Source organism: Streptomyces sp. NPDC018031, assembly GCF_044327625.1.
Taxonomy (GTDB): Bacteria; Actinomycetota; Actinomycetes; order Streptomycetales; family Streptomycetaceae; genus Streptomyces.
The window spans coordinates 58,043-83,119 of sequence record NZ_JBIRFT010000021.1; the positions used below are offsets into that span (position 1 = coordinate 58,043).

24 protein-coding genes are annotated in these 25,077 nt (G+C 71.7%); 11 read left to right on the forward strand and 13 right to left on the reverse strand.

Annotation, left to right across the window (positions count from 1 at the left end; translation table 11 throughout):
• Nucleotides 1-48 precede the first annotated feature (48 nt).
• A complete protein-coding gene (locus tag ACH4B3_RS30430) occupies nt 49-999 on the forward strand; it encodes a helix-turn-helix transcriptional regulator (RefSeq protein WP_398468294.1) in 951 nt (316 codons plus the stop codon).
• Between the two features lie 204 nt (nt 1,000-1,203).
• Here ACH4B3_RS30430 and ACH4B3_RS30435 read toward each other — a convergent pair whose 3' ends face one another.
• The gene (locus tag ACH4B3_RS30435; protein ID WP_398468296.1) at nt 1,204-1,791 is read right to left on the reverse strand and encodes a TetR/AcrR family transcriptional regulator; all 588 of its coding nucleotides are present in this window, start codon (nt 1,789-1,791) and stop codon (nt 1,204-1,206) included.
• A 96-nt stretch (nt 1,792-1,887) separates the two neighbouring features.
• On the opposite strand from ACH4B3_RS30435, the gene ACH4B3_RS30440 reads away from it, so the two are divergent.
• The 3 genes from ACH4B3_RS30440 to ACH4B3_RS30450 all read left to right on the forward strand — a co-directional run bounded on the left by ACH4B3_RS30440 (nt 1,888) and on the right by ACH4B3_RS30450 (nt 2,762).
• The gene (locus ACH4B3_RS30440; protein ID WP_398468297.1) at nt 1,888-2,283 is read left to right on the forward strand and encodes a nuclear transport factor 2 family protein; all 396 of its coding nucleotides are present in this window, start codon (nt 1,888-1,890) and stop codon (nt 2,281-2,283) included.
• A gap of 168 nt (nt 2,284-2,451) precedes the next feature.
• Nucleotides 2,452-2,601 carry a hypothetical protein gene (locus tag ACH4B3_RS30445; protein WP_398468299.1) on the forward strand — a complete coding sequence of 50 codons (150 nt, stop codon included), beginning with the start codon at nt 2,452-2,454 and terminating at the stop codon, nt 2,599-2,601.
• Nucleotides 2,598-2,762 carry a zinc-binding dehydrogenase gene (locus ACH4B3_RS30450; RefSeq protein ID WP_398468301.1) on the forward strand — a complete coding sequence of 55 codons (165 nt, stop codon included), beginning with the start codon at nt 2,598-2,600 and terminating at the stop codon, nt 2,760-2,762. The genes ACH4B3_RS30445 and ACH4B3_RS30450 overlap by 4 nt, the downstream gene beginning before the upstream one ends.
• Nucleotides 2,763-3,165: 403 nt before the next feature.
• On the opposite strand, the gene ACH4B3_RS30455 is transcribed toward ACH4B3_RS30450, so the two are convergent.
• The 5 genes from ACH4B3_RS30455 to ACH4B3_RS30475 all read right to left on the reverse strand — a co-directional run bounded on the left by ACH4B3_RS30455 (nt 3,166) and on the right by ACH4B3_RS30475 (nt 9,374).
• Nucleotides 3,166-3,516, reverse strand: a complete 351-nt coding sequence (locus ACH4B3_RS30455; RefSeq protein ID WP_398468303.1) for a dihydrofolate reductase family protein — start codon at nt 3,514-3,516, stop codon at nt 3,166-3,168.
• A gap of 292 nt (nt 3,517-3,808) precedes the next feature.
• Nucleotides 3,809-4,633 carry an MBL fold metallo-hydrolase gene (locus ACH4B3_RS30460; RefSeq protein ID WP_398468305.1) on the reverse strand — a complete coding sequence of 275 codons (825 nt, stop codon included), beginning with the start codon at nt 4,631-4,633 and terminating at the stop codon, nt 3,809-3,811.
• Nucleotides 4,626-5,510, reverse strand: a complete 885-nt coding sequence (locus tag ACH4B3_RS30465) for an NAD-dependent epimerase/dehydratase family protein (protein WP_398468307.1) — start codon at nt 5,508-5,510, stop codon at nt 4,626-4,628. Before ACH4B3_RS30465 ends, ACH4B3_RS30460 begins: the two co-directional genes overlap by 8 nt.
• Nucleotides 5,511-5,662: 152 nt before the next feature.
• Nucleotides 5,663-8,494, reverse strand: coding sequence for an AAA family ATPase (locus ACH4B3_RS30470; RefSeq protein WP_398468309.1), 2,832 nt, complete (start codon nt 8,492-8,494; stop codon nt 5,663-5,665).
• Nucleotides 8,495-8,645: 151 nt separating this feature from the next.
• Complete coding sequence (locus tag ACH4B3_RS30475) at nt 8,646-9,374, reverse strand: SMI1/KNR4 family protein (RefSeq protein ID WP_398468311.1); 729 nt, start codon at nt 9,372-9,374, stop codon at nt 8,646-8,648.
• 526 nt (nt 9,375-9,900) lie between these two features.
• Between ACH4B3_RS30475 and ACH4B3_RS30480 the strand changes: the two genes are divergently transcribed.
• Entirely contained in the window at nt 9,901-10,299 is a 399-nt protein-coding gene (locus ACH4B3_RS30480) for a DUF5958 family protein (RefSeq protein WP_398468313.1), read from the forward strand.
• A 23-nt stretch (nt 10,300-10,322) separates the two neighbouring features.
• Here the strand turns inward: ACH4B3_RS30480 and ACH4B3_RS30485 are convergent, their stop codons facing one another.
• Nucleotides 10,323-11,159 (reverse strand): S1 RNA-binding domain-containing protein, encoded by an 837-nt coding sequence (locus tag ACH4B3_RS30485; protein ID WP_398468314.1) that lies wholly within the window; start codon nt 11,157-11,159, stop codon nt 10,323-10,325.
• Nucleotides 11,160-11,665: 506 nt separating this feature from the next.
• Here ACH4B3_RS30485 and ACH4B3_RS30490 point away from each other — a divergent pair.
• Entirely contained in the window at nt 11,666-11,920 is a 255-nt protein-coding gene (locus tag ACH4B3_RS30490; protein ID WP_398468316.1) for a hypothetical protein, read from the forward strand.
• Between the two features lie 188 nt (nt 11,921-12,108).
• Nucleotides 12,109-12,276 (forward strand): hypothetical protein, encoded by a 168-nt coding sequence (locus ACH4B3_RS30495; protein ID WP_398468318.1) that lies wholly within the window; start codon nt 12,109-12,111, stop codon nt 12,274-12,276.
• A 255-nt stretch (nt 12,277-12,531) separates the two neighbouring features.
• Here ACH4B3_RS30495 and ACH4B3_RS30500 read toward each other — a convergent pair whose 3' ends face one another.
• The 4 genes from ACH4B3_RS30500 to ACH4B3_RS30515 all read right to left on the reverse strand — a co-directional run bounded on the left by ACH4B3_RS30500 (nt 12,532) and on the right by ACH4B3_RS30515 (nt 17,003).
• Nucleotides 12,532-14,001: an oxygenase MpaB family protein gene (locus ACH4B3_RS30500; protein WP_398468320.1), complete on the reverse strand. Its 1,470-nt coding sequence runs from the start codon at nt 13,999-14,001 to the stop codon at nt 12,532-12,534.
• Nucleotides 13,998-14,708, reverse strand: coding sequence for a polyprenyl diphosphate synthase (gene uppS / locus ACH4B3_RS30505; protein WP_398468372.1), 711 nt, complete (start codon nt 14,706-14,708; stop codon nt 13,998-14,000). Before uppS ends, ACH4B3_RS30500 begins: the two co-directional genes overlap by 4 nt.
• A 770-nt stretch (nt 14,709-15,478) precedes the next feature.
• The gene (locus tag ACH4B3_RS30510) at nt 15,479-16,330 is read right to left on the reverse strand and encodes a DUF3592 domain-containing protein (protein ID WP_398468322.1); all 852 of its coding nucleotides are present in this window, start codon (nt 16,328-16,330) and stop codon (nt 15,479-15,481) included.
• 250 nt (nt 16,331-16,580) lie between these two features.
• The gene (locus ACH4B3_RS30515) at nt 16,581-17,003 is read right to left on the reverse strand and encodes a hypothetical protein (protein ID WP_398468324.1); all 423 of its coding nucleotides are present in this window, start codon (nt 17,001-17,003) and stop codon (nt 16,581-16,583) included.
• Between the two features lie 233 nt (nt 17,004-17,236).
• On the opposite strand from ACH4B3_RS30515, the gene ACH4B3_RS30520 reads away from it, so the two are divergent.
• The 4 genes from ACH4B3_RS30520 to ACH4B3_RS30535 all read left to right on the forward strand — a co-directional run bounded on the left by ACH4B3_RS30520 (nt 17,237) and on the right by ACH4B3_RS30535 (nt 23,645).
• Nucleotides 17,237-18,601, forward strand: coding sequence for a hypothetical protein (locus ACH4B3_RS30520; RefSeq protein ID WP_398468326.1), 1,365 nt, complete (start codon nt 17,237-17,239; stop codon nt 18,599-18,601).
• A complete protein-coding gene (locus ACH4B3_RS30525; protein WP_398468328.1) occupies nt 18,601-19,908 on the forward strand; it encodes a hypothetical protein in 1,308 nt (435 codons plus the stop codon). The genes ACH4B3_RS30520 and ACH4B3_RS30525 overlap by 1 nt, the downstream gene beginning before the upstream one ends.
• A 3-nt stretch (nt 19,909-19,911) precedes the next feature.
• Nucleotides 19,912-22,839, forward strand: coding sequence for a hypothetical protein (locus tag ACH4B3_RS30530; RefSeq protein ID WP_398468330.1), 2,928 nt, complete (start codon nt 19,912-19,914; stop codon nt 22,837-22,839).
• A 164-nt stretch (nt 22,840-23,003) separates the two neighbouring features.
• Nucleotides 23,004-23,645 carry a histidine phosphatase family protein gene (locus ACH4B3_RS30535; protein ID WP_398468332.1) on the forward strand — a complete coding sequence of 214 codons (642 nt, stop codon included), beginning with the start codon at nt 23,004-23,006 and terminating at the stop codon, nt 23,643-23,645.
• 153 nt (nt 23,646-23,798) lie between these two features.
• Here the strand turns inward: ACH4B3_RS30535 and ACH4B3_RS30540 are convergent, their stop codons facing one another.
• Both ACH4B3_RS30540 and ACH4B3_RS30545 read right to left on the reverse strand, forming a co-directional pair.
• Nucleotides 23,799-24,659 (reverse strand): AAA domain-containing protein, encoded by an 861-nt coding sequence (locus ACH4B3_RS30540; protein ID WP_398468334.1) that lies wholly within the window; start codon nt 24,657-24,659, stop codon nt 23,799-23,801.
• Nucleotides 24,629-24,961 carry a hypothetical protein gene (locus ACH4B3_RS30545; RefSeq protein WP_398468336.1) on the reverse strand — a complete coding sequence of 111 codons (333 nt, stop codon included), beginning with the start codon at nt 24,959-24,961 and terminating at the stop codon, nt 24,629-24,631. The genes ACH4B3_RS30540 and ACH4B3_RS30545 overlap by 31 nt, the downstream gene beginning before the upstream one ends.
• Nucleotides 24,962-25,077: the final 116 nt, after the last annotated feature.

The window sequence follows — 25,077 nt, forward strand, 5'->3', positions numbered from 1 at the left end:
CACGACCCTGACAGAACGTGTCCTGGTCATACGGGACACTGGCTGACTGTGATCAGGACCTCCTCCCGTCTGCTGCGCCTGGTGTCGCTGCTGTCCGCGCGCCCCGAATGGACCTGCCGTCAACTGGCCGAACGGATGGAGGTCACCGACCGCACGGTCCGCCGGGACATCGCCCGGCTGCGGGACCTCGGCTACGGAGTCGAGTCCATCCCCGGCCCCTGGGGCGGCTACCGGCTCAGCCCCGGCGTCCGGGTGCCGCCGCTGGTACTGGATGACGAGGAGGCCCTGGCCGTCGCCGTCGCCCTGCGCGAAGCCGCACTCAGCGGAGTGCTCGGCACCGGGCAAGCCGCCCTCTCCGCGCTGCTCAAACTCCGCCAGAGCCTGCCCGCACGCCTCGCGGACCGACTGAGCACACTGGACAGGGCCCTCGAACACACCCCCCGCTCCGGCGAACCGCAGATCGACACCCTGGTGCTGCTGGAACTGGCGCGAGCCTGCCACAGCGCACTGCGCACCACCCTCGCCTACCGGGACCACGCCGGCCGAGCCTCCGTGCGAGCCGTCGACCCGTACCGCCTGGTCCACACCGGCCTGCGCTGGTACCTGGTCGCCCGGGACGTCACCAAACAGCAATGGCGCACCTTCCGCGCCGACCGGGTGGTGAGCGTGCGCGCCACCACCGAACCAGCCGACCTGACCGATCCGCCCGACGCCGCGGCACTGGTCTCCAGCGGGATCGCGAGCGTCGTGTACCCGGTGTACACGACCATCCGCCTCCCGCTTCCCCTGGACCACGCCCTGCAAAAGGTCCCCTCCACCATCGGAACCCACAGCCCCGACGGCCCCGAGGCCACCGTGGTCCACATCGGCGGCAACAGCACCGAACAGCTCGCCGCCTACCTCCTCGGCCTGGCCACACCGCTCACCGTGCTGTCCCCGGACCAGGTACGGCAGGCACTCGTCCGCCACGCCCACGCTCTCCTGACGGCCCATCACTGACAGCCGTCACCTGCGCAGTGCTGCTGATGGAGGCATGACAGAGCCGAGCACGCACAGCCGCCGGGGACCTCGCCCGTTCGGGGGATCCGGTTTCGAGCTCGTGCGCTTCGGCGCGCAGCAGGTGGCCGGGGTGCTCGGTGACGATGACCTCTTCCGCGGCCGCTTCCCTTCTGTCCTCACTGCGCCTGACGTGGGGGGTTCGTGTCATTGCACTGGCTGGGGGAGCCCGGCGTCGATGATGTGCTCGGCGAGTTCGCGGGCCGCGGCGGCGGGTGGCCGGTCCTCGGGGCGGGCCGTGCCGGTGGCGAGCAGGCCGTCGACGAGGATGAGCAGTTGGTCGGCGGCGTAGTCGGGGCGCGCGTGTCCGAGAGTGGCGAGCTCGTCCGTGAACAGCCCGCGGAGGGTGCGCCGGTAGGCCCGAGTGACCTCGTGGCCGGGATGCTCCCGGTCGGTGAGTGCGAGGTCGGCGGCGAGGTAGCGGCAGCCGCGGAAGTCCGGGCCCGCGGCGATGCGGCCGAGCCGGTCGATGACCGCGAGGAGCCGGGTCCGCGGGTCGTCGCCCGCGGCGTCCATGGTGGCGCGGTACTCCGCCACGTCCTCGGCGGTGCTGCGGCGCAGTACCGCGGCGATCAGGCCGTCCTTGCCGCCGAAGTGTTCGTACAGGGAACGGCGTGCGACGCCGGCCGCCTTGAGCAGGGTGTCCACGCCGACACCGACACCGTGCGTGTAGGTCAGCTCCTGGGCGGCGAGCAGCAGGCGTTCGCGGGGGCCAGGCTTGGCGGAAGCGGTCATGGCGTGATTGTGCCAGCACTTGACGCGGTAGATCAATCGGTCTATCTACATCTCGTAGGCGATAGATCGACTGGTCTATCTGTTCGAGGAGGCGTCATGTCCGTGCGCAGCACCGCCGAAGTCATCGACCGTTTCAACCGCGCTTTCACCCATCGCGATGCAGCCCTCCTGACCGACCTGGTCGCCGAGGACTGCGTCATGGAGAGCGTCCAGCCCGCGCCCCGGGGGGAGCGGGTCGTCGGGCGCGAAGCCTGTACGGAGTGGTGGACGGCCCTCATCGACGACCTCGCCACACAGTTCACCCCACAGGAGGTGATCGTGGCGGGCGACCGCGCGACGATCGTGTGGAACTACCGCTTCGGGGACGGCCCCGACCAGTGGGTGCACGGCGTCAACGTCATGCGTGTGACGGACGGACGGATCGTGGAGGCCCTCGGCTTCAGCAAGACCGTCGGCGAGGTTCCGCTGGCCACCGAATCCGACGGCGCGTGAAGCGGCACTGAACCGTCGGAGCCGACCCGGCTCCGGCGCACCCGCATCTCCAATGACCCGCGTACCACCGACGTCATGAGAAGGGCACTCCCCAGATGCTGAGTTACCACCTGTCGCACAAGTGGTGCCGGGCTGTCCGGCCTTGCCGTCCGCGAGCACGACATGCCCGTGCCCGGTCCAGGCCAGGCCCTGGTGGCGGTGCGAGCGACGTCCCTGAGCTTCCGCGAACGCATGGTGCTCGACGGGACCTACGTGCTGCCGGTCAAGCCCGACGTCGTCCCCGTCTCGGACGGGGCCGCGCTCAGTTCACCGCGATGAACGCCTTCATCGGGACGCACGGACTGCGGCCTGTGATCGACCGTGTCTTCCCCTTCGACGCGGCCGTGGACGCCTACCGCTACTACGCGGCCGGCGGTCCCTTCGGCAAGGTCGTCGTCAGCCACTCCCAAGCCTCCCCGCCGGCCCGTATCCGGGGATGACCTTAGGTCGGAGTCTCAGGCGGTCCGGCGTGGCCGGACGGCCTGAGGCTGCGAGGAACGTGCCGACTGGAGGCGAACTCCGCCACTCCGCCGGGGTAGTGCCGCCGGAGCCGCGGGGCGAGCCCCTGGTCCCGACCTCTACAGGGCTCGGCCTACGCCTCGACGAGGCGAGGAAGCGGAGCTGTTGTACTACCTCGCGGGTCGTGCGGTGCCGGGTGGCGCCGTGAGCCGGCCTTCCCGGTGGTCACGCGGGGTGGTCGGTGGTGAGCGTGGTGATGTCCTCGACGTCGGACGGCAGGATCGTGACCCGGCCCGGCTCGGGCACAACGCACCGCGGCCGTGACGGTGTTCGGTCGGCGGTGTCGGATCGACTGCCACAGCATCGGCCCGCCCGGATGTGCCACTACTTCTCCACGCTGTAGCGCAACTGCGCGAAGCCGCCGACGTCGGCGACCGAGTCCAGGTGAAGAGGGACGTCCTCGGTCAGCTCGCCGAAGAGACGGTGACCAGCGCCGATCAGGACCGGGGCGACACTGATGATGAACGCATTGACGCGTCCGGCGCGGATGAAGCTTTGGATGAGGCGTCCACCATCGGGGTAGACATGCTTGATCCCGCGGTTGTCGAGGGCGGCGACAAGGCTGTCCATGTCGCGGTAGACGGTGATGCGCGGGTCGGCGTCCTCGGGAAGGGTGGTGCTCAGGACGCCGACATGGCGGCCGTCGTAGTGCCAGTTCTCCTCGCCGAAGCCCACGACCTTGTCGTAGGTGTTGCGACCCCGCGCGGCACGTCCGTGCCGGACGGGAACTCGCCTCTCGTGACGGCGTGGCGAGTAGCGAAGAAGAGCCAGTGCCGCTCGCCGGCCACCGTCATGCGGATGCTGCGCGAACACGACGAGCAGGCCGCCAAAGCGGCGGCGAACACGTGACCAGGTCTCGTCGAAGTGGGCGGTCCGTTCGTCCGGGTCGTCGCGCGCGATCTCATGACGGGGATCGGCGCGGCGTCGGCGGCCAGTGCCGACGCCGCGCCGACGGCCGGCACCCGTATCAGTCGCCCGGGACCGTGCCCTGTTCGAAGCGGAGGTAGCGTTCGACGGACCGGGCCAGAACCTCGTTGCCGTGAGAGGTGACGACCCGGTGCCACCAGGCGCCGTAGATCCGCTCGAAGCGGTAGCCGGCGAGCAGGTCCGCGGCGGCGCGGACTGCGTGGGGGCGCTCCGGGATGTGGTTGGCGTAGCTGTACATGAGGGTGACCCAGCGGTTGTCCGGGCAGACATTGACCACGTCGCCGGTGAACAGGGCCCCGTCGCCCGCGCTCCAGTGCAGGACCGCGCTGCCGGGGAAGTGCACGCCCGGGTTGATCAGGGTGAGCTCGTCGGTGAGCTGGAGTGCGCGGCCGTTCCAGAAGCGCACGGCCGGGTCCGGGCGGCCCACCCACTGACGGTCGGCCTCGTGGAGGTGGACCGGGGCGTCGAAGGCGTGGGCCCACTCCACCATCGAGGAGTAGAAATGGGGGTGGCTGATGGCGATGTGGTCGATGCCGCCGAGTTCCTCGACGGCCCGAACCATGGTGTCGTCGAGGTAGGGAACGCAGTCCCAGAGGACGTTGCCGGCGGCGGTGCGGACGAGCAGGGCTCGCTGGCCGATGGCGAACTGCGGGGTGACGCCGACACCGAGCACACCGGGACCCTGCTCCTCGAAGAGGCCGGTGTGGCCCTCTTCGCGCAACTCGGCCAGTGTCGTCCACCGTTGGCCGGCCGGGCTCACGTACTGCCGCTCGTCCAGGCAGACCGGGCAGTCCGGGCGCGGGGCGGCGTACTGGGTGCCGCAGGTGCGGCAGATCGGGGGCGTCAGATCGGCGGTGTCAGCCACGGGTGCCTCCAGCGAGTTCGGTCAGGACGTACGGGCGGCTCGGCCGCCACCCCAGCTCTTCGACGGCGCGCCGCCCCGACACCACCTGGTCGAGCGCGAGCGCCTCGGCGAACGGCGCCCCGAGCACCTCGGCGGCTTCCGCGAGCGGCCACGGCTCGGCCCGGCCGGTGCCGCCCGCGGCGACGTCGGCGGCCGCCGCGACCGCGGCCGCCGGGACGGACTCCCACGCCACGCCGTGCACGAGGTCACCCGCGCGGCCCTTGGTCAGCGCGAGGGCGTACAGCTCGGCGAGGTCGTCGACGTGCACCATCGGCCAGCGGGTCGCGACCGGACCCACGTAGCGACCCGTGCCGTGGTCCCGGGCCCAGCCCGTCATCAGGGCAGGAATGCCGCCGTCCCGGCCGTACACGATGCCCGGGCGGATCACCAGGGCCCGCACGTCGTCCCCGGCGGTGGCCAGCACTTGCTGCTCGATCCGGGGCCGGTAGCCGACGATCGCGATCGGGTCGGTGCCGACGTCCTCGGTCAGTGGGGCGTCCCCGGAGGCGCCGAGCACCCAGACGCCACTGGTGTAGACGAAGGTCCGGCCCGTGCCGCGCAGCGGCGCGAGCAGTGCCTCCATGGCTGCGGTGTCCACCGCCTCGTCACCCGTCGGCGTGGCCAGGTTCACCACCGCGTCCACCTCGTCCGTCACCGCCGCGCGGAGTGACGCCGGGTCGGCCAGATCGCCGACCCGCGCCGGCACGTCGGGATGCAGCGCGGTTGCGTTCTTCACCAGGGGCACCACGTCGTGGCCCTCCAGTGTCAGTCGCGACACCACCGCGGAGCCGATGTAACCGGTGGCACCCAGCACCAGGACCTTCATGAACCCTCCCACACGGACGTTCCTCGAACAGGACAACCGTAGGAAGCGCGCCCGGACCTGCGGATCCGTCGAATGACCGGGTGTCGTACCGGCGTGCATACCGATGAGGCCGAAGGGGTGAGCAGGTCGACTGGGGTGACGGGAGTGCCGGGGTGAGGCGGATGTCATCCCAGGTTGAGCGCTCCCAGTGCGGCCCGCGACGTCACCCCGAGCTTCGGGTAGGCGTTGGACAGGTGGTAGCCGACCGTGCGCGGGCTCAGGAACAGGCGGGCGCCGATGTCCCGGTTGCTCAGGCCCGTCGCCGCGAGCCGGACGACCCGTAGCTCCTGCGCGGTCAGCCGGTCGACGATGTCCGCGGCCGCCGCCGGCGTGGCCGGGGCGGCGCCGACGGCCCGCAGCTCCGTGCGGGCCCGGTCAGCCCACGCGGCCGCCGGCATCCGCTCGAACGACTCCAGTGCCACGGTCAGCGCCTCCCGGGCGGCGGCCCGGCGCTTGGCCCGGCGCAGCCACTCCCCGTACAGCAGCCGGGTGCGCGCCTCCTCGAACGGGCGGCCGTCCCCCTCGTGGGCGGCGAGCGCCCGCGCGTACAACTCCTCCGCCCGCGCGTTGTCGGCGGCGAGCAGGGCGCGGCACCGCAGCTCCACCGCCCCTGCCCACGCGGTCCCGGTGGCCCCGGCCCAGTGCGTGAACCGCTCGGCGGCCGCCCCGGCGTCGGCGGCCCGGTCGATCCGGACGGCGGCCTCCACCTGGTCGGGCAGGCTGTGTACGGAGACCATGAGGTGCCGGTGCGGCCCGCCGGTCAGTACGGCGAAACGCTGCAGCGCCCGGTCGTAGCGGCCGAGCCCGAGGTCGAGCAGGCCCTGCGCCCTGGTCAGCCAGACCGGGAACGGCGGGACACCGGGGCTCAGGTACCGCCCCGTCCGCCCGGCGGGACCCTGCCGGTCCCCGCTGCCCGGCCCTGCGGTCCCTCCCGGCCCCGCCATGCCGCCCGGCTCCTCCCCGTCGAGCGCGGCCAGCACCACCAGGACGCCATGGAACATCGCCGCGAGATGGCGCTGACCGGTGTCGCAAGCGATCTCCAGGCCCTCGACCGCCGTCGTGTACGCGTCCCGGTGGCGGCCCAGGAACAGCCGCAGCCGCGCCAGCCGCAGCAGCACCCGCGGCAGCACGCCGACGGCACCCTCCGCACGGCACTCCTGCTCCAGGGCCACGGCCTCTTCGTGCACCGTGCGGTACTCGCCGAGCAGCATGTCCCAGCCGTGCAGCCGCACCTGATCGGTCAGGCTGCGCTCCCGCCGGGTCCGCACGACGTAACCGGCGAACTCCCGTATCGCCGCCGCCCCGCCTGCCGGATCACCCGCCATCGTGTCGAGCACCCCGGCCGCGCCCCGGTGCACGGGATGCTCGCCGAAGTCCAGACCGGCCACCCGCGCCCGGGTGTCGCGGGCCGCCGCGACCGGGTCCGGCGCGTCCCAGGCCATCGCGGCCGACTCGAACAGCAGCCATGCCCCCGTGGCGGGACGGTGTGCCGTCACCTCGGATATCGCCTCGACGAGCAGCAGCCGGGCCGACTCCGCGCGGCCCTGCCCGTGTTCGAGCGCCGCCCGGACGCTGGCGAGCCGGGCGACCGCCGACGGGCTGCTCACCGGCCCCGCCTCGTCGGCGAGTGTCCCCGCGAGCCCCGCCTGTCCGGCCTCGGCCGCGGCGGCGGACGCGGCCGCCAGCCGCAGGGACCGGGCTTCCTGGTCCTCGGTCAGCCGTGCGGCCCGCCGATAGGCGGCGGCGACCGCGGCCCGGCCACCCCGCGAGCGGAACAGCTCGGCGCTGCGCTCCAGTTCGGCGGCTACCTCCTCGTCGTAGCCGACGGTAGCCGCGGCCAGGTGCCAGGCCCGGCGGCCCATGTCCCCGGCGGCCGGCGCCGCTTCGGCGAGCGCCCGGTGCGCGGCCGTCCGCTCGACCAGCACCGCCCCCTGGTATGCGGCGGCCCGTGCCAGCGGATGCCGGAACACCAGCCGGCGCCCGGACACCCTCACCAGGTCCGCCGCCTCCGCCGGCCCGAGGTCCCCGGCGGCCGCGCCCACCCGTTCCCCCGCCGCCACCAGCAGCGCCACGTCACCGGTGTCGTCCGCCGCGGCGACCGTCAGCAGCAGACGGGTCGGGGCGGGTAGCGCCCGGATCCGCTCGTCGAAGATCCGCCGCACCCGCCACGAGGCCGGCAACACGGCGATCTCCCGCGCGTCCAGCGGCTCGCTCCCGTCCCGCTGGGCCGCCGTCAGAGCCCCCGCCAGTTCGATCAGGGCCAGCGGGTTGCCCCGCGCGAGCCCGAGGATGCGGCTGCTCACGGTGGCATGCAGATCGGGCGCCCGGCCGGCCAGCAGCGCGGCCCCCTCGTCGTCGGTCAGCGGCCCGAGGTGCAGCGTCGGAAGGCCCGGCGCGCCGTCGAAGGCCGCCGAATCCTCATGCGCGGCGAACACCATGGCCACCCGCCCCCTGCCGAGCCGACGGGCCGCGAACAGCAGCGCGTCCACGGTCTCCAGATCCAGCCAATGCGCGTCGTCGACCAGGACCACGACCGGACGTTCCTCGGCCAGCTCGTCGAGCAGGCCCAGCGTCGCGGCTCCCACCAGGAAGCGGTCCCCGGCGGGCGCGTCATCCAGCGCGATCGCCCCGCGCAACGCCCGCAACCGTCGCTCCGGCAGGCTCCTGACCCGGTCCAGGGCTCCCCGGAGGAGCACCTGCAGACCGGCGTACGGCAGCGCCGCCTCCGACTGGACTCCCGTGCACCGCAGCAGCCGGGCTCCGCCTGCTGCCGCCGAGGCACACCGGTCAAGCAGTGCTGTCTTGCCCGACCCCGCCTCCCCGAGGAGCACCACGGCCCCGCCCCGGTGCTCCCGGGCTCCCGTCAAGAGCCCGTCGAGGACTTCCCGTTCGCGGTCCCGGCCGCTGAGACCGGCGGGTCCCCAGTCGGCGGCACCTGCCAGGGCCGCGTCGGTCATCGGCGATCTTCCCCTCTTCCGGACGCCTCACCCTCAAGGTGAGCGTGGCTGACGATGTCATGGGTCCCACAGTCGTGGACCCCGCTCCGGCAAGCAGGTCAGAGTGCCTCGCCGAGCGGACCCTGTTCGGCTTCCAAGGCCTGGGACGGGGTCAGCGATCGTCGTTGATCCAGTCTCCCGGGAGCAGGTCGCGAACGCGGTCGAGGTCTTCTGCTGTCCGGCCGCGGGCCAGAATGGCCATGCCGCCGTCGTCACGGAGGAGGACGTCCTGGCCCAGGAACCACCGGATGGTGTGCTCCTCTTGGCCGATGGGATAGGCGGGGAAGGGCAGCTGGACGGTGTTCGCCTCCAGCAGGTCGATGCTGTCGCCGTCCGGGTCGAGGAAGTCGCACAGCTCCTCATCGGCCTGTACGGACTCCGACAGCACGATCTCGACGAAGCACAGGGAAAGGCGCTCCAGCCACTCCTCCCACCGCTCGGCGCTCTTGTCGGCAAGGTCAGGCCGGATGACCACTGCGGGGTCGTCGTCCTGGATGCTGTCGAGGAGGATGCCCCAGGATGCGGCTCCCTGGTTCTCGTGGCGGAAGACCAGCGCCTCCTTGGCACCATCCACATACAGCTCGGCCGGGCCGAGCAGCACATCGTGGTTGCTGGTGAGATCGTGACGGCGCCCGAACAGCAGATACGCCTCGCGCAACGCCGTCGGCAGCCGGATGCCCAGCCTCTCCTCGGCATCGACCAGATCAGCCTCCGCCCACCCGTCACCGCTCTCCAGGGCACCAGCCCAGTGGGCAGTGAAGCCCTGGATGAAGCTCCAGGCACCACTGCGGCCTGTGACGCCTGCGCCCAAGGAGGCAGCAAGTTCGAACTCTTGTGTCATGTTGGGACGATATCCGCCCCGCTCAACAGGCTTCTCCACGGCCGCACGCCGACCGAGGTCCGAGAGATCGGCTTCCGCGAGCACGAACGTGTGGGCTGCCGAGCGAGGTCGAGGCGTAGTCGCCTCGGGCTTCTCGGGCCGAGGTCACGTTGTAGGGCAGGCGGAGAAGAGCCCATTCCAGCTTGGCCCAGGACTCCTGACTGAAGCACCGGGCAAGGACCAAGGATGATGAAGGACCGTCGGTACGGGGTAGGTAGTGCGCCGGTCCGGCCGGTGACGTCAGGGTGGGGCTGTTCACGGGTACCGCTGACCAGGGCACTCCCGAGACGGGTGGTGATCGGTTCCCGTCGGCTGGAGATCGTTCCCTGGTACTGCGCCGATGCCGCTCGTCATGGGTTGGTGTTCGAGCGGCTGCGCACGGCAGAGTGGCGTGGTCAGTGAGCTGTGGGTATGCGCCCTGACGAGGGCTGATGTGGATCCGCGCCGACACCGCGGCCGAGTGCCGCCTGATCTCCCGGGGGCAGTCGTGAACGAACGGGACGTCCTGCTCAACGAACTCGCTCAAGGGCTGCGCCCCATGTCCGAAGGCATCGAGTGGTTCGACGACCTCGGCTCGAAGGAACAGTCCGAGGTGCTGCTGTTCCTACGTCATCACTGCGTTCAAGCGCGCGTTGTCCCTGAGGATGCCCCGGAGAGCATCCGCCGTTCCGGGCTGCGGCTGACCCATACGCCCGTGGTGTTGATCTCACGGGGCCGGATCGACATGCAACTGGGGAAGATCGCGGGCCTCACGCCTGTCAACGAACGCCGCAAGGCGTTCAAGCTGCTGATCGCAGTGCTTGCGGTCGCCGACGGACGGCGCCGCGAACGCTTCTGCTCCCACGGATGTGGCCACTGGTGGCACCATCTGTCTGCCGCTGACTGACCACGCACAGCCGGTCTCGTTCCTCAGAAGGGCCGTTGCCCCTCCGGTGGCAGGTTCCTGGCGGACAGGGTGAGGCGGCGGCGCGTGAGGTCGACTTCGAGGATCCGTACGGTCATCTCGTCGCCCTCGCTCGCGATCTGGCCGGGGTCTTCGACGGGCTCGTCACGGAACTCGGTGTTGTGCACGAGCCCCTCGACTCCGTCGGCGATGCGGACGAAGGCTCCGAAGGGGATCAGCTTGGTGACCGTGCCGGTCGTGACAAGGCCTGCCTGGTTCGCGAAGGGGACGAGCGGGTCCTCCTGGAGAGCCTTCAGTGACAGCTGGGCCTGTCCACGCCGGGTGTCCACGTCGATGATCTCTCCCACGACCGGCTGGCCGGCGGTGACGGCGTCCGCGGGATGGTCGATCCGCAGCCAGCTCAGTTCGGGTCCTCTGATGAACCCGGTGCACAGACCGGCCGGTTCGCCTTCGAGGTTCACGAACACACCGAAGTTGTGGACGCTCCGCACCTGACCTCGGTGTGTTGCTCCACACCGAAGGCCGAGAAGGAATGCCCGCAGAGCCGGGTCCTCACACGCTGCAGCGGAGGCCCAGACGCACTCTTGTTTCAAGTCGACGGCTATCACTTCGAAGGTCAGCCGCTGCCCGTTGCTTACGGCTTCGGACGGATGGTCGATCGCCTTGCGGGTCAGATCGCCGCGAGGAATGCGGCCCACCGCCTTCCCGGGGCCGGAGAACCCGTCCAGTTCGACGAGTACCTCCCTGCCTTCGACGCTGGTGATTCGGCCGGTTCGGACTTCGCCGACCCGCAGCGTGTTCAGAAAGTTCTTCAACGCCTCACTCGAGTGCTGTTCAATCACGGCGTGACCCTACAACGCCGGCACCGTTCAGGAGCAAGGACGTTGCGGGCGCGAGTGGTCCCGCGTCGAAGGAGTGCAGACGCGAGGCGGGCGAGCTTGGCCGTTTGGCGCCATCTGCGGTCACCGCCTGCGCTCTTGTTGCGGATCGCCCTGCGTTTGGCCGGGGCTTCCACCGTCGTGAGGTCCGAGCATCGGCTGGGTGGAGGCAGGGCCGCGACGATGTCGCTGTTCGGGCGTCGGGACATGGAGGAAGCCCTCGTGCGGGACGAGTTGTCCATGCTTCGCGAGAAGACCGCGGCGGCCGAGGAACGGCTGGTTCACCTGACGAACACACGCGAGATCCTGCTTCTCTCATATGCGAGGCCCTGGCCGATGACGGCACCGCCGAAACTCAGCCGCGGGAGCACAGCCCAATGGGCGCCAACGGGCCCACCGATGGGTCGGCGTCTGAGGACCCGCCCGTCGCTGTCGCGGTCCGGGGTGGCCCGTCGGTCTCCTCGGGTCCGTTGACGTTGTCGGTCGCCTGTGAGCGGATGCTCGTGCTGCTGGCAGGCGCCGGGCAGACGATGAAGGTGCAGGACATCGCTGCAGCGATCGGCGAGGACGTCTCGGACACCTCAAACGGGCGGAGCGCCGAGACCCACCCGGTCCGGCTGAAACCACTGGCCGAGGAGGGGCAGGTCGTCGAGGGGCCGACGGCCTGGTGCGTGATGGCCCCGGCCGCCGGCAGTGACGAGAGGGAAGGGGCCGCTGTGGTGTGAGCGCTGCCGCGAGCAGGGGGTATTCGTCTCGGCTGAGCGGGATCTCGTGTCGACTCTTGACAGCTACTCAAGAGCCGTCGGGGCGGGCGCGGGTGTGGTGCAGCGGGCCGTGTTCGGCGTGAGGGGCCGAGACCCTGGGCCGCCTCGTCCACTACCGCCAGGTCCCGGTCGCCGACTTCCAGGCCACGATGGTGCAGCATGGCGCGAGCCCGGCACTGGCGCAGGACATGGCGGACATGGTCGAGGCGCAGAACAACGGGATCTACGACGCCGAACCCCGCGACCCGGGCTCCACCACCGCCACCGGGTTCCGCCAGTGGTGCCAGGACAGCCTCAAGCCGGCCGCCCAGACCTGACACCACGCCGATCAATGGTCCACGTGATGCCCGACGCTCCGGACCGCGCGCCCGCTGGCCGACGAACCCACCATCATCCCGCTCGAACATCGGGGGCCGGGAACCGGCTCAAGATGCTCAAGCGCCGGATGTTCGGCCGCGCAGGGTTCCGTCTTCTCCGCAAACGAGTCCTCCTCGCGTAACGGATAGTGGTCGCTGCACGGAGAGTCAGAACCGTATCTCGTGCAGCCGTGGGCGCCAACGTGCACGAGTCCGTCAGGCGTCGGCGAGCAGGGGGTCGTACGGGGCATGCGTACGGCGGCCTGACATGAAGGAAAGGAAGTCGCCCACGAAGGCACTGCGGCCGTAGGTGCCGTCGGTGGTGGTGAGGTCGCGGTGGAAGGCGGTGCGGAAGAGTGCCCGGTACTCGTCCGCGTCGATGGTCCCGCTGCCGTCCTTGTCGGTGGCGTCGAAGAGCACCTCGGCGACGCGGATGAGTGCGGGACCGGCGAGGGAGGGTACGGCGGCGGCGTACTCGTCGGCGCTGACACGGCCGTCGCCGTCCGTGTCGAGGGCCGCCTGGAGCTCGCGCCACCAGGCGGCGAAGGCCTCGTAGAGCCGGGTCTCCTCGGGTTCGTCCAGGTCCAGGCGGGTGGCCAGTTCACGTGCCATGGCGGCGAGGTCAGGCCAGTCGAGGTGGCCGTCGCCGGTCTGGTCCAGCACCTGACGGAAGAACTCCTCGGCCGAGCGCCGGCTCTCTCCCGTGGCCGCCGAGGCGGCCGGGACCGGGTCGGGGCCGGTGTCACCGCTCAGTGGTGTGAGGAGGCGGAGCAGGGCCGATGCCCGCTTCATGCGGGCGCGCAGCGCGGTCACGGTCCGGGCGCGGGGGTCGTCGCTGTCGGGGGAGAGGGAGAGGGTTTCGATGATGGTTTCGGCATTGATCCAGCCCTCGGGCAGGAAGCGGGTGAGCCCGGCGGCGAGGTAGGCGCCCTGCATGAGGGTCAGGGCGCCGGGCATCTCGGTCAGGCCGGCCCTGCGCCGGTAGGCCTCGGGAAGCGAGGCGACGGTGATCGCGCCGAGGAGCGGACCGACGACGGCCCTGCCGGCCGCCCACAGTGTCGGCGCGCCGTCGAGCAGTGCCGGGGCGGGCAGGTGGTCGAAGAGCCGGTAGAGGATGACGCGGGCTGCCTCGGTGTTCTCCAGCTTGTCCTCGACGACCTTGTCGAAGTACCGCCAGAAGTCGTTCAGGTCTTCAGGGAGTTCCCCGGCGTCACCGTCGAGCGCGGCGAGGAACGCGCGGTACTCGACGTACATGCGCTCCATGGTGTCCTGGTCGAGCGGCTGCCCGCTCAGTCGGCACATGGTGACGGCACTCTCGAAGAGGGTGGCCACCACCCATGCGCGGGTCGCGCGGTCCATGGCGTCGTAGGCGCGGCCGCGGGAGTCGGAGCCGCTCATGCGGGCGTGCAGCCTGTTGAGCCGGGCGGCCTCTCGTTCGCGTACCGCCGGGTCGGCGTCGAACATGCGCCGCATGCTGAGGAAGGTGTTGCGCAGCCGGCGCCAGGGGTGGGCGACGAAGGTGGAGTTGTCGGCGAGGGCGGCGCCGATCTGCGGGTGGGCGGCCTCCAGCACGGTGGCGCGAATCATGGCCAGTGCCCAGCGCGGGTCGTCGAAGAAGGCGCGGAACTGCGATTCCGGGCCGAACAGGGGTGCCTCGTCGGCCGTTCCCGTTGTTCCGGTCGTCATGGCGGGTCTCCGTTCGTCTGGGGCGGTACGCCGCCGAAGCGGCGGTCACGGCACCGGTAGGTGTGCAGGCAGGCGAGGAAGTCGGGGGCCCGGAAGTCCGGCCAGAGCGCCTCGGGGAAGACCCACTCGGCGTAGGCGACCTGCCAGAGCATGAAGTTGGAGATGCGCTGCTCGCCGGAGGTGCGGATGACGAGGTCCACGTCGGGGGTGTCGGGGAACGGCAGGTGGTCCGCGAAGAGCCGCTCGGTCACCTCGTCGGCGGGTGTCCCGTTGCGGATCAGCGACCTGGCGGCCTCGACGATGTCCCGGCGTCCGCCGTGGTCGAAGGCGACGGTCAGCGTCATCCCCTGGTTCTCGGCGGTCAGCGTCGCCAGATCGTCGAAGTCCTGGGCCAGTTCACGGGGGATGCGCGGGTCCGCGGCCCCGAGGAAGCGGCAGCGGATGCCGCGGGCGAGTAGCAGCGGCGCGTGCTTGCGCACAACCCGGCGGACCAGGCGCATCAGGTAGTCGACCTCGGTGCCGGGGCGGTTCCAGTTCTCGGTGGAGAAGGCGTACAGGCTGAGCCATTCGACGCCGGCCGCCCGGGCCGCCTCGATGATGTCGATGACGGTGGTCTCCGCGGCCCGGTGGCCCGCCGTTCGGGGAAGCGAACGCCGCTGGGCCCAGCGGCCGTTGCCGTCCATCACGCACGCCACATGGCGAGGCACCGCACGCGCCGGCCCCTCGTCCCGCCGCTGCTCGTCGCCGTACTGCCGCCCACCCCGCCGGTCCTCGGTCGCCGCGCTTGCGGGCCGGACGCCGTGGTCCGTCACCCCCAGCCCCGTCGCGCCCGGAGCGGCACGGTCGGCCCTACCGCGCTCTGTCACACCCACCCCGTATCGCCCATACGGACGCCCCACCCGTGCGTCTCTCCTCAGGAGTCTGACGGCGAGAAGGGGGTCCGTCCGGCCAAACGGGGGGCCGTCACCCTTGGCTCATATGTCCGATACTTTTCGGTGTCGGCTGCTTTCTCCGGTGACCACGATCGACAACCTCATCCGCCTCCGCCGCCCCGTCGGCAGCCGCACCCCGGGCTCGCTATCGTGCCCGCACCCCGGGCTGCTTCGGCTCGGCCCGGCGCGTCCGTCAGGGCGGTGACACAGGCATTCAGCCCGCTCCGCCACGGATCGCGTCGTCAGTTCTGTCCTCCCCGCATTCCGCCATGGCTGCGCCACCTGCCGCACTTCTTCCGAGCACGCCAGCGCGTCCCGTGCCCGCCGGTACGGGCTGCTCGCTCGCGGCGGCCTTCGGGCTCGTGCTCGAAGAGGCGGCGCTCACCGAGCCCGGCTCCCACGATGCCGGGGAGGGCCGAACGCCCGCCGCAGGCCGTCCGCGTCCGAGGGCGGGGGAGCCGTCGTCCCGGGCGACGGAGGTCGAGCAGGGCGAAGACGCCGGGGCCGCCCACCGCGTTCGCCGGGGCGCATGGTGGCCGGTGCCGTCACAGGGTGACCGCACCGGCCACGACTGCCGCTGTGCCGACGATCAGCAGGATGAGGATCAGACCGACGGACTTCTGGTTGTCACGACGGTCGGCTTCGGGGTCGGGCGTGTAGACGGCCGGGTCGGAGGGGGCGTAGTGGATGGTGAGCTCGCGGCCCAGGGAAAGCCTCGGCTCGGGGATGCCGTCGCGGGACAGGACGGTGACGTGGACACCGTCGACGGTGGTGAAGGTGACGACCGGGGCGTGGTTGACGATCTCGGAGCCCTCCCCGTCGGTATAGACGTCCTTGGTGACGGCCACGACACGCGCCGGGACGGCGACGGCCGAGGCCAGCAGGGCGTCGCGGGTGCGCGCCAGGCGAATGTCCGGACTGGCCGCCGCGGACGCGGTGAGCAGGGCGCCGAAGCCGAGCAGCGCCCACGGATAGCCCCGGACGACGGTCGCATGGATCACCAGCCCGACGAGGAGCAGGGCGACCGTGCAGTTCGGACCGGACCGGCCCTTCCTGTCCCCGGCGTGAAGCACGATGCGGAACAGGTGCGGCCGTCCGGGCGGGTAACGCACCGAGAACTCGCGGCCCACCCAGGCCTCCTCGATCGCGTCGCCGTGCTTGCCGGCGTTCGGCAGGATGTGCTTCTGCCCGGTGGCGGGATCCTGGAACTCGACCGTCACCGGTATCCCGGGCGTCTTGGAGGCGCCGTGCTCCGGCTGCCCCACCGTCACGATCCGTGCCGTCACCCAGACCGCTCGCTGGGCCCGGGTCAGCCCGGCCAGCGAGAGCCCGTAGCCGAGCAGCGCCAGCCCGGCGGGTACCGCCCACCACAGCCGCAGCAGGTCGTAACCGCCCATTCGGAACCCCGCCTTTCTCCTCGGAAGTCAGTCCGCGGGCCATCGTGGCCGCGCGCCCTGGATTGGCGTCCGCCGCTGTCGACGGTGATCGTCAGTCCGTGGAACCGGCCGGAGCCACGGGCCCCTGCCGAGGTGGCTCCCGGACGTGGGATCGGGCGGTGCCGACGTAGCCGGACACCTCCGGCACACCGGCCGTCGGAGCAGAGCAGGACCGGATCGGTTGCCGGCGCCTCGTACGACGGTGCCGGAGTCACCGTTGTACGCCGTCCCCTGCGTACAGGTAGTGTCCGGGCCGACCGGGGTCCGCGACCAGCAGTACCTGGTCGCCGGCGCGGGGGATCCGCAGCTTGGACACGATGGTGCGGAGGGTGACCCGGCCGGCCGCGCCGGACGGCTGGAGGACCAGGTCGACGACCGGGTCGAAGTTGACCAGCCGGCCGGTGTCGCTGATGGACACGACCACGGCCTGAGTGGTCGGCGCCCCCGCGGCGAGCAACCGCCGTACGTCGACGGCGGAGTTGTACGCGCCTATCGACTGCTGGACCCCGGCGAAGTCCGCCTCGCCGAGGAACGCACGCGCGGCGCGGCCGTGGAAGCCCTTGCCACTGGCCACCTTGCCGGCGATCTCGGCGGCCCGCTCCTCGCGGCTCTTGCGCCTTCCGAAGATTCCCATGGTGTTCTTCCCTTCTGGCGATGTCCGGCGCAGGGCCGGCCGGCGGCCGACCGACCTCGACCTGATCCGCGCGGCCGCGAGTACGGCCCGGCCGCGCGAGCGGTCCTCCGGTGACGGGCTGCCCCCGTCGGTGCGCCCTGTCGTGCTTCCTGACGGGGTGAAAGCTAAGTGGCCGCGGGCGCCTACCGATCCCAGGTTCGCCCGCCCGTTGCCGGTCGGCGTAGTCTCCTCACATGCCGCCCTCGACCCCGCCGACCGGCGAGCGCCGACCGCGCACCCTGGTCATCGACCACGCCTGGCGTGGACTTGGGCCCGGGCTGGGATCACTGAGCGGCCCCGGTGGGGCACCGCTGACCCGGACGGTCAAGCTGATCGTGCTGCCGCTGGTCGTCAGGCCGACGCTGCGGCCCGAACTCGCGGTGGACTTCCTGGGTCCGGTGCAGGCCGCGACCCTCGACGGGCTGATCCGGGAGTCCGGTACGCGTCTTGTGGCGACGGCACAGTGGTTCACACTGCTCAAGAGGGTCCGCCGGGCGCTGGGCATCGTGGCGGGCAACCCCCAGGACCTCTACTTCCAGCGCTGCTTCGAGCTGGCCACCGAGCACGGAGCTCCCTCGGCCGGCGCGGAGGCGATCGCCAGGGCCGTGGTCGAGGACGTGGCGGGCATCACCGGCGGACGCACGGTGGAGGCGCTGAAGGTCTGTCTGGCTGACGCCGCCCGCCGCTCCCGGCTCGACGAGGAACTGGACACCGCGTGGAAGAACCGTCTCCCGGCGTCGGCCCCGGCCGCCGCCGCGGCGGTCGCCCTGGCGGCCGAGGTCCTGGAACGCTGCGGCGCGCCGGGCGGGACGGGGAACCCGGCGGAGTACACGTCCATGGTCGAATCCGGACACGGGGGCCTGTTCGGCCGGGCCTTGTGGGGGCACACGAGTGCTGTCTGGGGACGCGAAAACCTGCCGGCCCCCCTGGGACTGACCGCGCGGCAGGCGCCACCGCGTCCGGAGATCGGCCGGGGCGCCTCGACGGCCACGCTTCCGGCCCCGCTGGACCGCACGCTCTTCGAGCGGGTCTTCGTCGTCCTGCAGTCGTCGGCCCGCCGGGAGGAACTGCCGACGGTGCCGGAGCTCGTCGGTCGGGAGGCCGGCCGCAGTTGTGCTCCGCTCGGCCTGCACGACGAGAGCCTGCGTGTCGCCGTGGTCCTCGGCGGCCGACTCGCGGTCGGTCTCGACCCGTTGGGCACGGGGGAATCCGCGTCGGGGCGGACCACGGCGCACCGTGCCGTCAACAGCCGCTGGCGGCGGGAGGCCTCGGTGCTCCGTGCCCGCAGGATGGCCGTTTCTCCCGACCCGGACGGCGGAGTCCTGGACGCCCTCGCCCGGGACCTCCGGGCACCATGGGCCGCCTATATGCGGCGGCTGTGGGCGCGGCTGCACGGGCGGGACGTCCGTGACGCACCGCTGGTGGACCTCGCGTCGACCTGGGCGGTGCTCGACGGCGTCGCCCGCTCCGTGATGATGGACCACCGCGCCCGCGTCCGGTCGGCACTGCGCACCCTGTCGGCGCCCCCCGCGCCCGAGGCCGGACGGAGGAACGCCTGATGGCGCGCGGCGACGTCGACGTCCATGTCGAGCGGGGCGAGGACGGCACGATCCGCATCGCCGCCGACCCCGCTCCCGGCCACGCCAGGACCTACGACGAGGCGATCACGGTGGATTCCGGCTTCACCCGTGCCGTCCTCGATGTCGCGGGCGCCGTTCTGACCTGGCCCGTGCTCGGCGACCCCGGCCCGCCGTCGGCGGAGATCCATGACGAGGGACGGGCCCAGCAGTGGCTGTGGGCGCTCTACGGCGAGCGCGTCGCCGCGGCCGTCCACGACCGTGCGACCGGGCGGCCGGCCCGGGCACCGGTGGCGGCGGACATGACCGCCCTCGCGGGCAGCGCCGCCCGGCTCGGCCTCGGGCACTGGGCGGCCCGGTGGTGGCCGGCGTCCTCCATGGACGGGATACCGGTGCTCGACCCGGACCTGCTCGGCCTGGAGCTGGCCGCGCTCACCCACCGGTGTCAGCAGTTGTTCGACGACGACGGCGATCAGCCCGACGACTGCGTGGCGGAACTGATCGAGGAGCACCAGCCGGCCCTCGCCCCGCTCATCCGGTGGTGGCGCGCGGCCCCGCGGACGACGGACACGGCACACCACGTGGAGAGCACCCTGCGGCTGATCGACGACGCGGCGGACGCCGCCGGAACGGACACGCCGGCCGTGCGCCACCTCCGCCGGTCCCTGGGCCAGGGCCGTTCGGCGACTGTGCCGATCGACCTCGGCGGGCTGTTCGCACGGCTCGACGGCTACGCCCTCTCGGCGGGCCGACCGCTCGCCGGGGGCGGGCGGGTGATCGCCCGGGGCGAGGGGACCAACGACTGGCGCCGCTACCCGCCCGGCTTCGTCGACGCGGCCGAGAACGCGGTGTCCTGGACCGCTCGCGCGCTCGGCGCGCGACGGCAGATCGAGGTCGAGGTCGTCGCGCACAGCGAGGCGCCCGCCGCCGGCGCGCCCCTGGTCGCGGAGGTCCGCGTGAACAGCGGCCGCCCGAGCCGGGTGCCCCTCGCCAGGTGGGAGGACGTGTGGACCGGCCGGGCCGATGCGGACCTGCCGGACGGGGCGGTGGCGCCGCATGTCGAGGTCGGTGTCCTGCTGCCCGGCTTCGGGCCGGGCTTCGGCCCCGCCCGCTCCGGTACGTCCGGCGAAGCCGAGGATCGCGTCGACCGAGACGCCATCCGCGCCCTGGTCCGCCGACGGCTGACGGTCGCGGCACGGCCTTCGCCGTACGGGGAGTCCCCGCACGAGGCCCCCGCGGTCCCGTTCCTCGCCGAGGTCGCCGCGGCCGCTGCGGGTGAGGACTACTGACCGATGCCGGACGAGGAGGACACCGTGGCGACGCCGCTGTACGGGGAGCCGTTCGACAGCGGCTTCGCCGTGGCCGAGGAACGTCAGCTGGCGGCCGATCTCACGACCGCGTGCGCTGTCTACGAGGAGTTGCTCACCGTCGCCGAGTCCCTCGAGGACTCTCCCGACGTGCGGTTCCTGCGGGCACACCTGCTGTCCGACCTCGCCGTCGTCCGGCTCACCGCCACGGACCTGGCCGGGGCGGAGGATGCCGTCGAGCGGTCCCGCCATCTGCTCGACGGCATCGCGTCGGCGCCGATGGGGCCGCGGGGCCGGCAACTGTGGCTGGAGGTGCTGCTGAAGACGCTGATCGCCCGGGCCGACCTGCTGCGCAGGACCGGGCACCTGGCCGAGGCACTGGCGTGTCTCGACGAGGCGGCGGACAGGCTGCCCGAGTTCGACGATCCGGAGGGACTGCGTACCGCCGAAGTCGGGCTGAACCGTGTGCATCTGCTGATGGAGCGAGGGGAGTGGGGAGCGGCCGAGGAACTGGCCGCGGTGCTGCTGACCACCGTGCAGGCGACCGTGCTGGAGACGGTGCCGCGGCTCCTGGTCGCCCTCGGCGTGATCTGCGCCTCGACCGGGCGGTTCGACCCGGCCGAGGACTACTTCGTCCGCGCGCAGGACGGCTTCCGGGCGATGGGGGACACCGGTGAGCAGCAGTCGCTGCTCACGCACCGGGCGTATGTCGCGATGCACCGGGGCGACCTCGACGTCGCGGAGCGATTGTTCGCCGAGGCGTCCGCGTTCTTCGAGCAGCAGCGGAGGTTCGGTGACCTGGCGGTCTGTGAACAGGCCCGCGGGTTCCTCGCCGGTCGGCGCGGTGATGCCGACCGCGCGGGTGACCTGATGGCGGCGAGCCTGACCCGGTTCGAACAACTCGGCGCCGCGATCGCCGCCGCCGACACCATGCTGCTGAGCGCCCAGCACGCCTATGACCGGGGCGACATCACCGAGATGAAGCGGCTGGCCCAGGAGGCCCGCGAGGTGTACCTGGCGCGCGAGGTGTACGAGCGGTGCGCACAGGTGGACCTCATGCTCGCGAGAACCCTCGAGGACAACCTCGACCGGACGGACCACGGCGACCACGAGAGGGAGTCCATCGACACCGCGCTCTCCCTCGCCCTCCCCGCCGCGCTGGCCCTGGAGGCGGCCCGCTACGACTTCGTCACCGCCCATGCGCGCAGTCAATGGCTGGAGCTGGCGGACGACGCCATGCAGGTGGTGTTCCGTCTGGCCATGCGCCGGCAGGACCAGGGGCTGCTCTTCGAACTGGTGGAGCACCGCTGCGCGGGCGCCTCCCTGGCGCTGGACCGTACGCCGTCGTCGGCGCCGACGCCCGCGGAGCCCACGGGGCCCGCCGAAGACGCCGTGTCGGTCTTCCCGAGTACGGCCATGAAGACGTACGGCCACGTCGACGGCCCGATGACGCTCGGCACCGTGGCGGCGGACGCCGCCGCCTCCGTCGGCCTGCGCGTCGCGCCGCCGCCGAAGGTGCGGATGTCACCGGAATCCGGCCGCGTCGCGCTCCAGGACTACATCGAGGCGGCCGAGACCCGCTATCACCGACGGATCGTGAACGAGGAAGAGGTGCCGTTCTGGGTCACCGACGATCTGACCAGGCGCCCGGTGGTCCAGGTCCGGCTGGCCGACGCCGGCGACCTGTTCATGACCTGGACGTGGGCCGGCGGCGCCCGGGGGTACGGCACCGGTCACGGGCCCGGTGACGAAGTCGACCGGGCGGTGCGGGAGCTGGCCGCCGCGCTGCCGGCCGCGGGCGGTGGGGCGGAGGGGATGCGGCGCGCGTTCGACTCCGGAGCGATGGCCGATCCGCGGACCGAGCACCGGCTCGCGAGAACACTGGCCGAGGCGCTGTGGCCGGAGGCGCTGACGGAGCAGATACGCCAGGTGTCCGCGCGCGCGGGCCGCCCGCTGGTGCGGATCCAGCCGTCACCCCGCGTCGCCCAGGTCCCGTGGGAGCTGATCGCCGTCGACGCGGAGGTCCGGCTCATCGACCTGGCGGACGTCGTGACCACCGCCCCGGCGTCGTTGCGGCGGCAGGATCCCGCCGGACGCCCGGCACCGGACGTGGGCCGCTGTGAGAACGACGGCAGCGACGCCGTCGTTCTCGTCCTCGACCCCCGGATCCCCGGATTCCGGGCCGACTCCCCGCTCGGCTCGGTCCTGGGGCCGCCCGGCTCGGACCCGAAGATGCTGTCGTTCGTCCGGAGCCGTCTCGACGCGGGCCCCGTCGTGCCGTCCGTCGCCACCCCGGCGGACGCCTTCCGCCGCACCGACCTGGACCGGGACTGGCTGAGCGGCGCGCTCCGCAAGGGGCCACGCAGACTCATGTACGTCGGGCACGTGAGCGGCGCGCCGGTCGAGGGTGGGCAGAGCGAGGACGGCACGCTCCATCTGTGCTGTGGGCCGGGAACCGCCGGCCTGGCCGATCCGGTCCGTACCCATCGACCGCTGTCGGCCAAGGACCTGCTGCTGGGCACCCTGCCCCTGCGCGCCGACGGAGAGCCGGGTGCGCGGATCTGGCCCGCGCCGCCCCGGGTCGCCCTCATCGGCTGCGAGAGCGGTGGCGATCTCCGGTTCGCGGAGTCCTTCGGCCTGGCGACCGCGATGATCCACAACGGTGCCGAGCTGGTCACCGCCACCCGCTGGGTGCTGCCGACCAGCTTCGCGTTCCACCGCCTGACCGGCCTGCCCGAGGCCGTACGCCCGCTGTCCCAGGCGGTCATCGCCGTCGACACCGCCCACGACCACCGCGATCCGGTGAGCCGGCTCGGCGGCTGGCAGCGTGAGCAACTCGCCCACTGGCGCGCCGGTGGCCGGATCGAGCATTCGCCCCTGTTGTGGGCGGCCATGACCTGCATCGTCGTGTGACCGTCCCGCAGGCAGGTGGGCGGCCGAGACCGGAACCGACGTGTACCGCCTTGCGAGCACCCGAGCCCGAGGGGGAAGAACCCGCTTTGATGGCTCGGAACGGTCTCATCCATCGTTGCGGACCGCAATCACGCAGGCCGCTGCCTACCGGAGGACACGTACTCATGCGTACGCTTCACGTCGTCACCCACCCCGAGGCGACGCACCACCTCGAAGGGGTCGTCGGCGGATGGCACGACTCGAAATTGACGCCCGCCGGCGTACGTGCGGCGGCCTCCGTCGCCCAGGCGTTGCGGGCTCGGATCCCGGAGGATGCCGAGGTGGAGCTGTTCTCCTCGGATCTGCAGCGCGCCTCACGGACGGCTGAGGCAGTAGCCGAACTGTTCGGGGTAGAGCTGATCCTGGATCGCAGGCTGCGGGAGAAGTCCTACGGTGAGGCGGGCGGAATGCCCCAGGAGTGGCTGGACCGGCGCTTCGTCCCACCACCGGCTGTCGGAGAGCGGATGGACCACGACGAGGGCGTTGCGGGTTCCGAGACCAAGGCTGCGTGGGCGCAGCGTATCTACGCGGCCATGGACGAGGTCCTGCAGAGCGCATGCGAACACCAGATCATGGTGACGCACGGCGGCTCCCTGACGTTCGTCGTTGCCTCCTGGATCAAGATGCCGATCGAGTCGGCCGGATATGTCAGTTTCCGGGCCCCCTCGGGCAGCATCACCACGCTGAGCGAGGACGACTTCTTCCACAACCGCCAAGTCGTCAGCCTCGGTGACACTCTTCATCTCCACTCGGCCCAGGCCGGCTGACCTCATCCTGGCCTGCTGCGCGGTCGCGGTGGCCCGGGCCTCCTGCGCTGCCACACGGGCGTCGGTGGCTGCCCGCCGGGCGTTCGCCGGCTCCTTTGAACACCTGTGATCGTGTCGCGCCGGCGCCGCCATCTGCCGACGACGCCCTTCGCTTCAAGCTCCCTCAGCCTCAGCTCCAGGGAGCGGCGGTAGTCGTCCGCGAGTAGGGCGTCGGCCTCGCTGTTCTCCGCCCCTTCCCGCACACGGGTGATCCCCTCTGAGAGGTCGCCGACTTCGCGCCGTCGGTCCTTCACTGCCTCGTCGGCCCTCTGGCGTGCTTGTGCTGTCCCGATGGCCTCTCCGAGGTGGCGCAGGCGTCGGGCCGCTTGACTGAGCCGCCCTTTCGCCTCGATCACCCGGGCTTGCGTCGCCGCCACGTCCTGTACGGGCGACCGTATGAGCTTCAGCGCCGCGTAGTACGACGGGGCGTCGAACCCCGCAAGTCTGCTTGCCAACCCTCGACTGCTGGGACCGGTCTCTGATGGAGACGAGTTCGGCCTCGAGTTCCGCACGCCAGGCCGCTGCCTCCGTCAGCCGGGCCCGGACCATCAGGGGCAGGGACACGGAAGGGTCCTCGGCCACCTCGCGTAGGTGTGGCGGCCCTACCCGAACGATGTCACCGAACTCGTGGCGCTTCTCCCGCACCACCCCCAACAGGGCGTTGTCCACAGCGATGTTCGTCGCTGATACCAGCAGCACACGCTGGCCCTGGGCGATCAGGTCGCCGATGGCCCGCTTGAGGACGGTGGTCTTCCCTGTACCCGGTGACCCCCACACCAGCTGGATGCCTTCGCCAAGGCACGCTCGGTAGGAGTCTGCCTGGGCAGGATGAAAGCCCGGCGGGGCGACGGCGTGCGCCGAGGTGCCGCCGATCGTCGCGGTCGCGAGAGCAGTGGCGAGGGGATGTTCACCCAGCCTCGCGATGCCGTCACGCAGAGCCTCGATCAGGAGGTGGGCGGCTGCTTGAGCATCCACAGGCGAGGGTCGGCGATCTCGGCGAACTCCGGTACCGACAGTGTGAACAGGGAGCCGTTCCGTACTGCTTCGGAGACAGCGAAGCCCATGGTCTCGATGCCGTCATTGTCCGGTCCGGCCAGCCTCAGGGAGTCCGGTTGCTCCGGTCCGATGCCGGAGCCTCGTAGATCGACGACATACCGGCCCGGATCACCGCTCCGGACCGCCCGCCCGACGAGCTGCCAGCGTGGCGGCTTGCCCGCGCCTCCCTCGATGGCGATCCACTCGCCGAGTGCCGAGGCGATCTCCTGGCGCCATCCCACCTACCACCCCCCGATCTGCTCGGTCCGGTCGCCTGCCCACTGGTGTGCCGTACCCCTCCACCTGAGGGTTGTCACACACAGTGAATGGTCGATGACCGGAAGGCTCAACATGGACG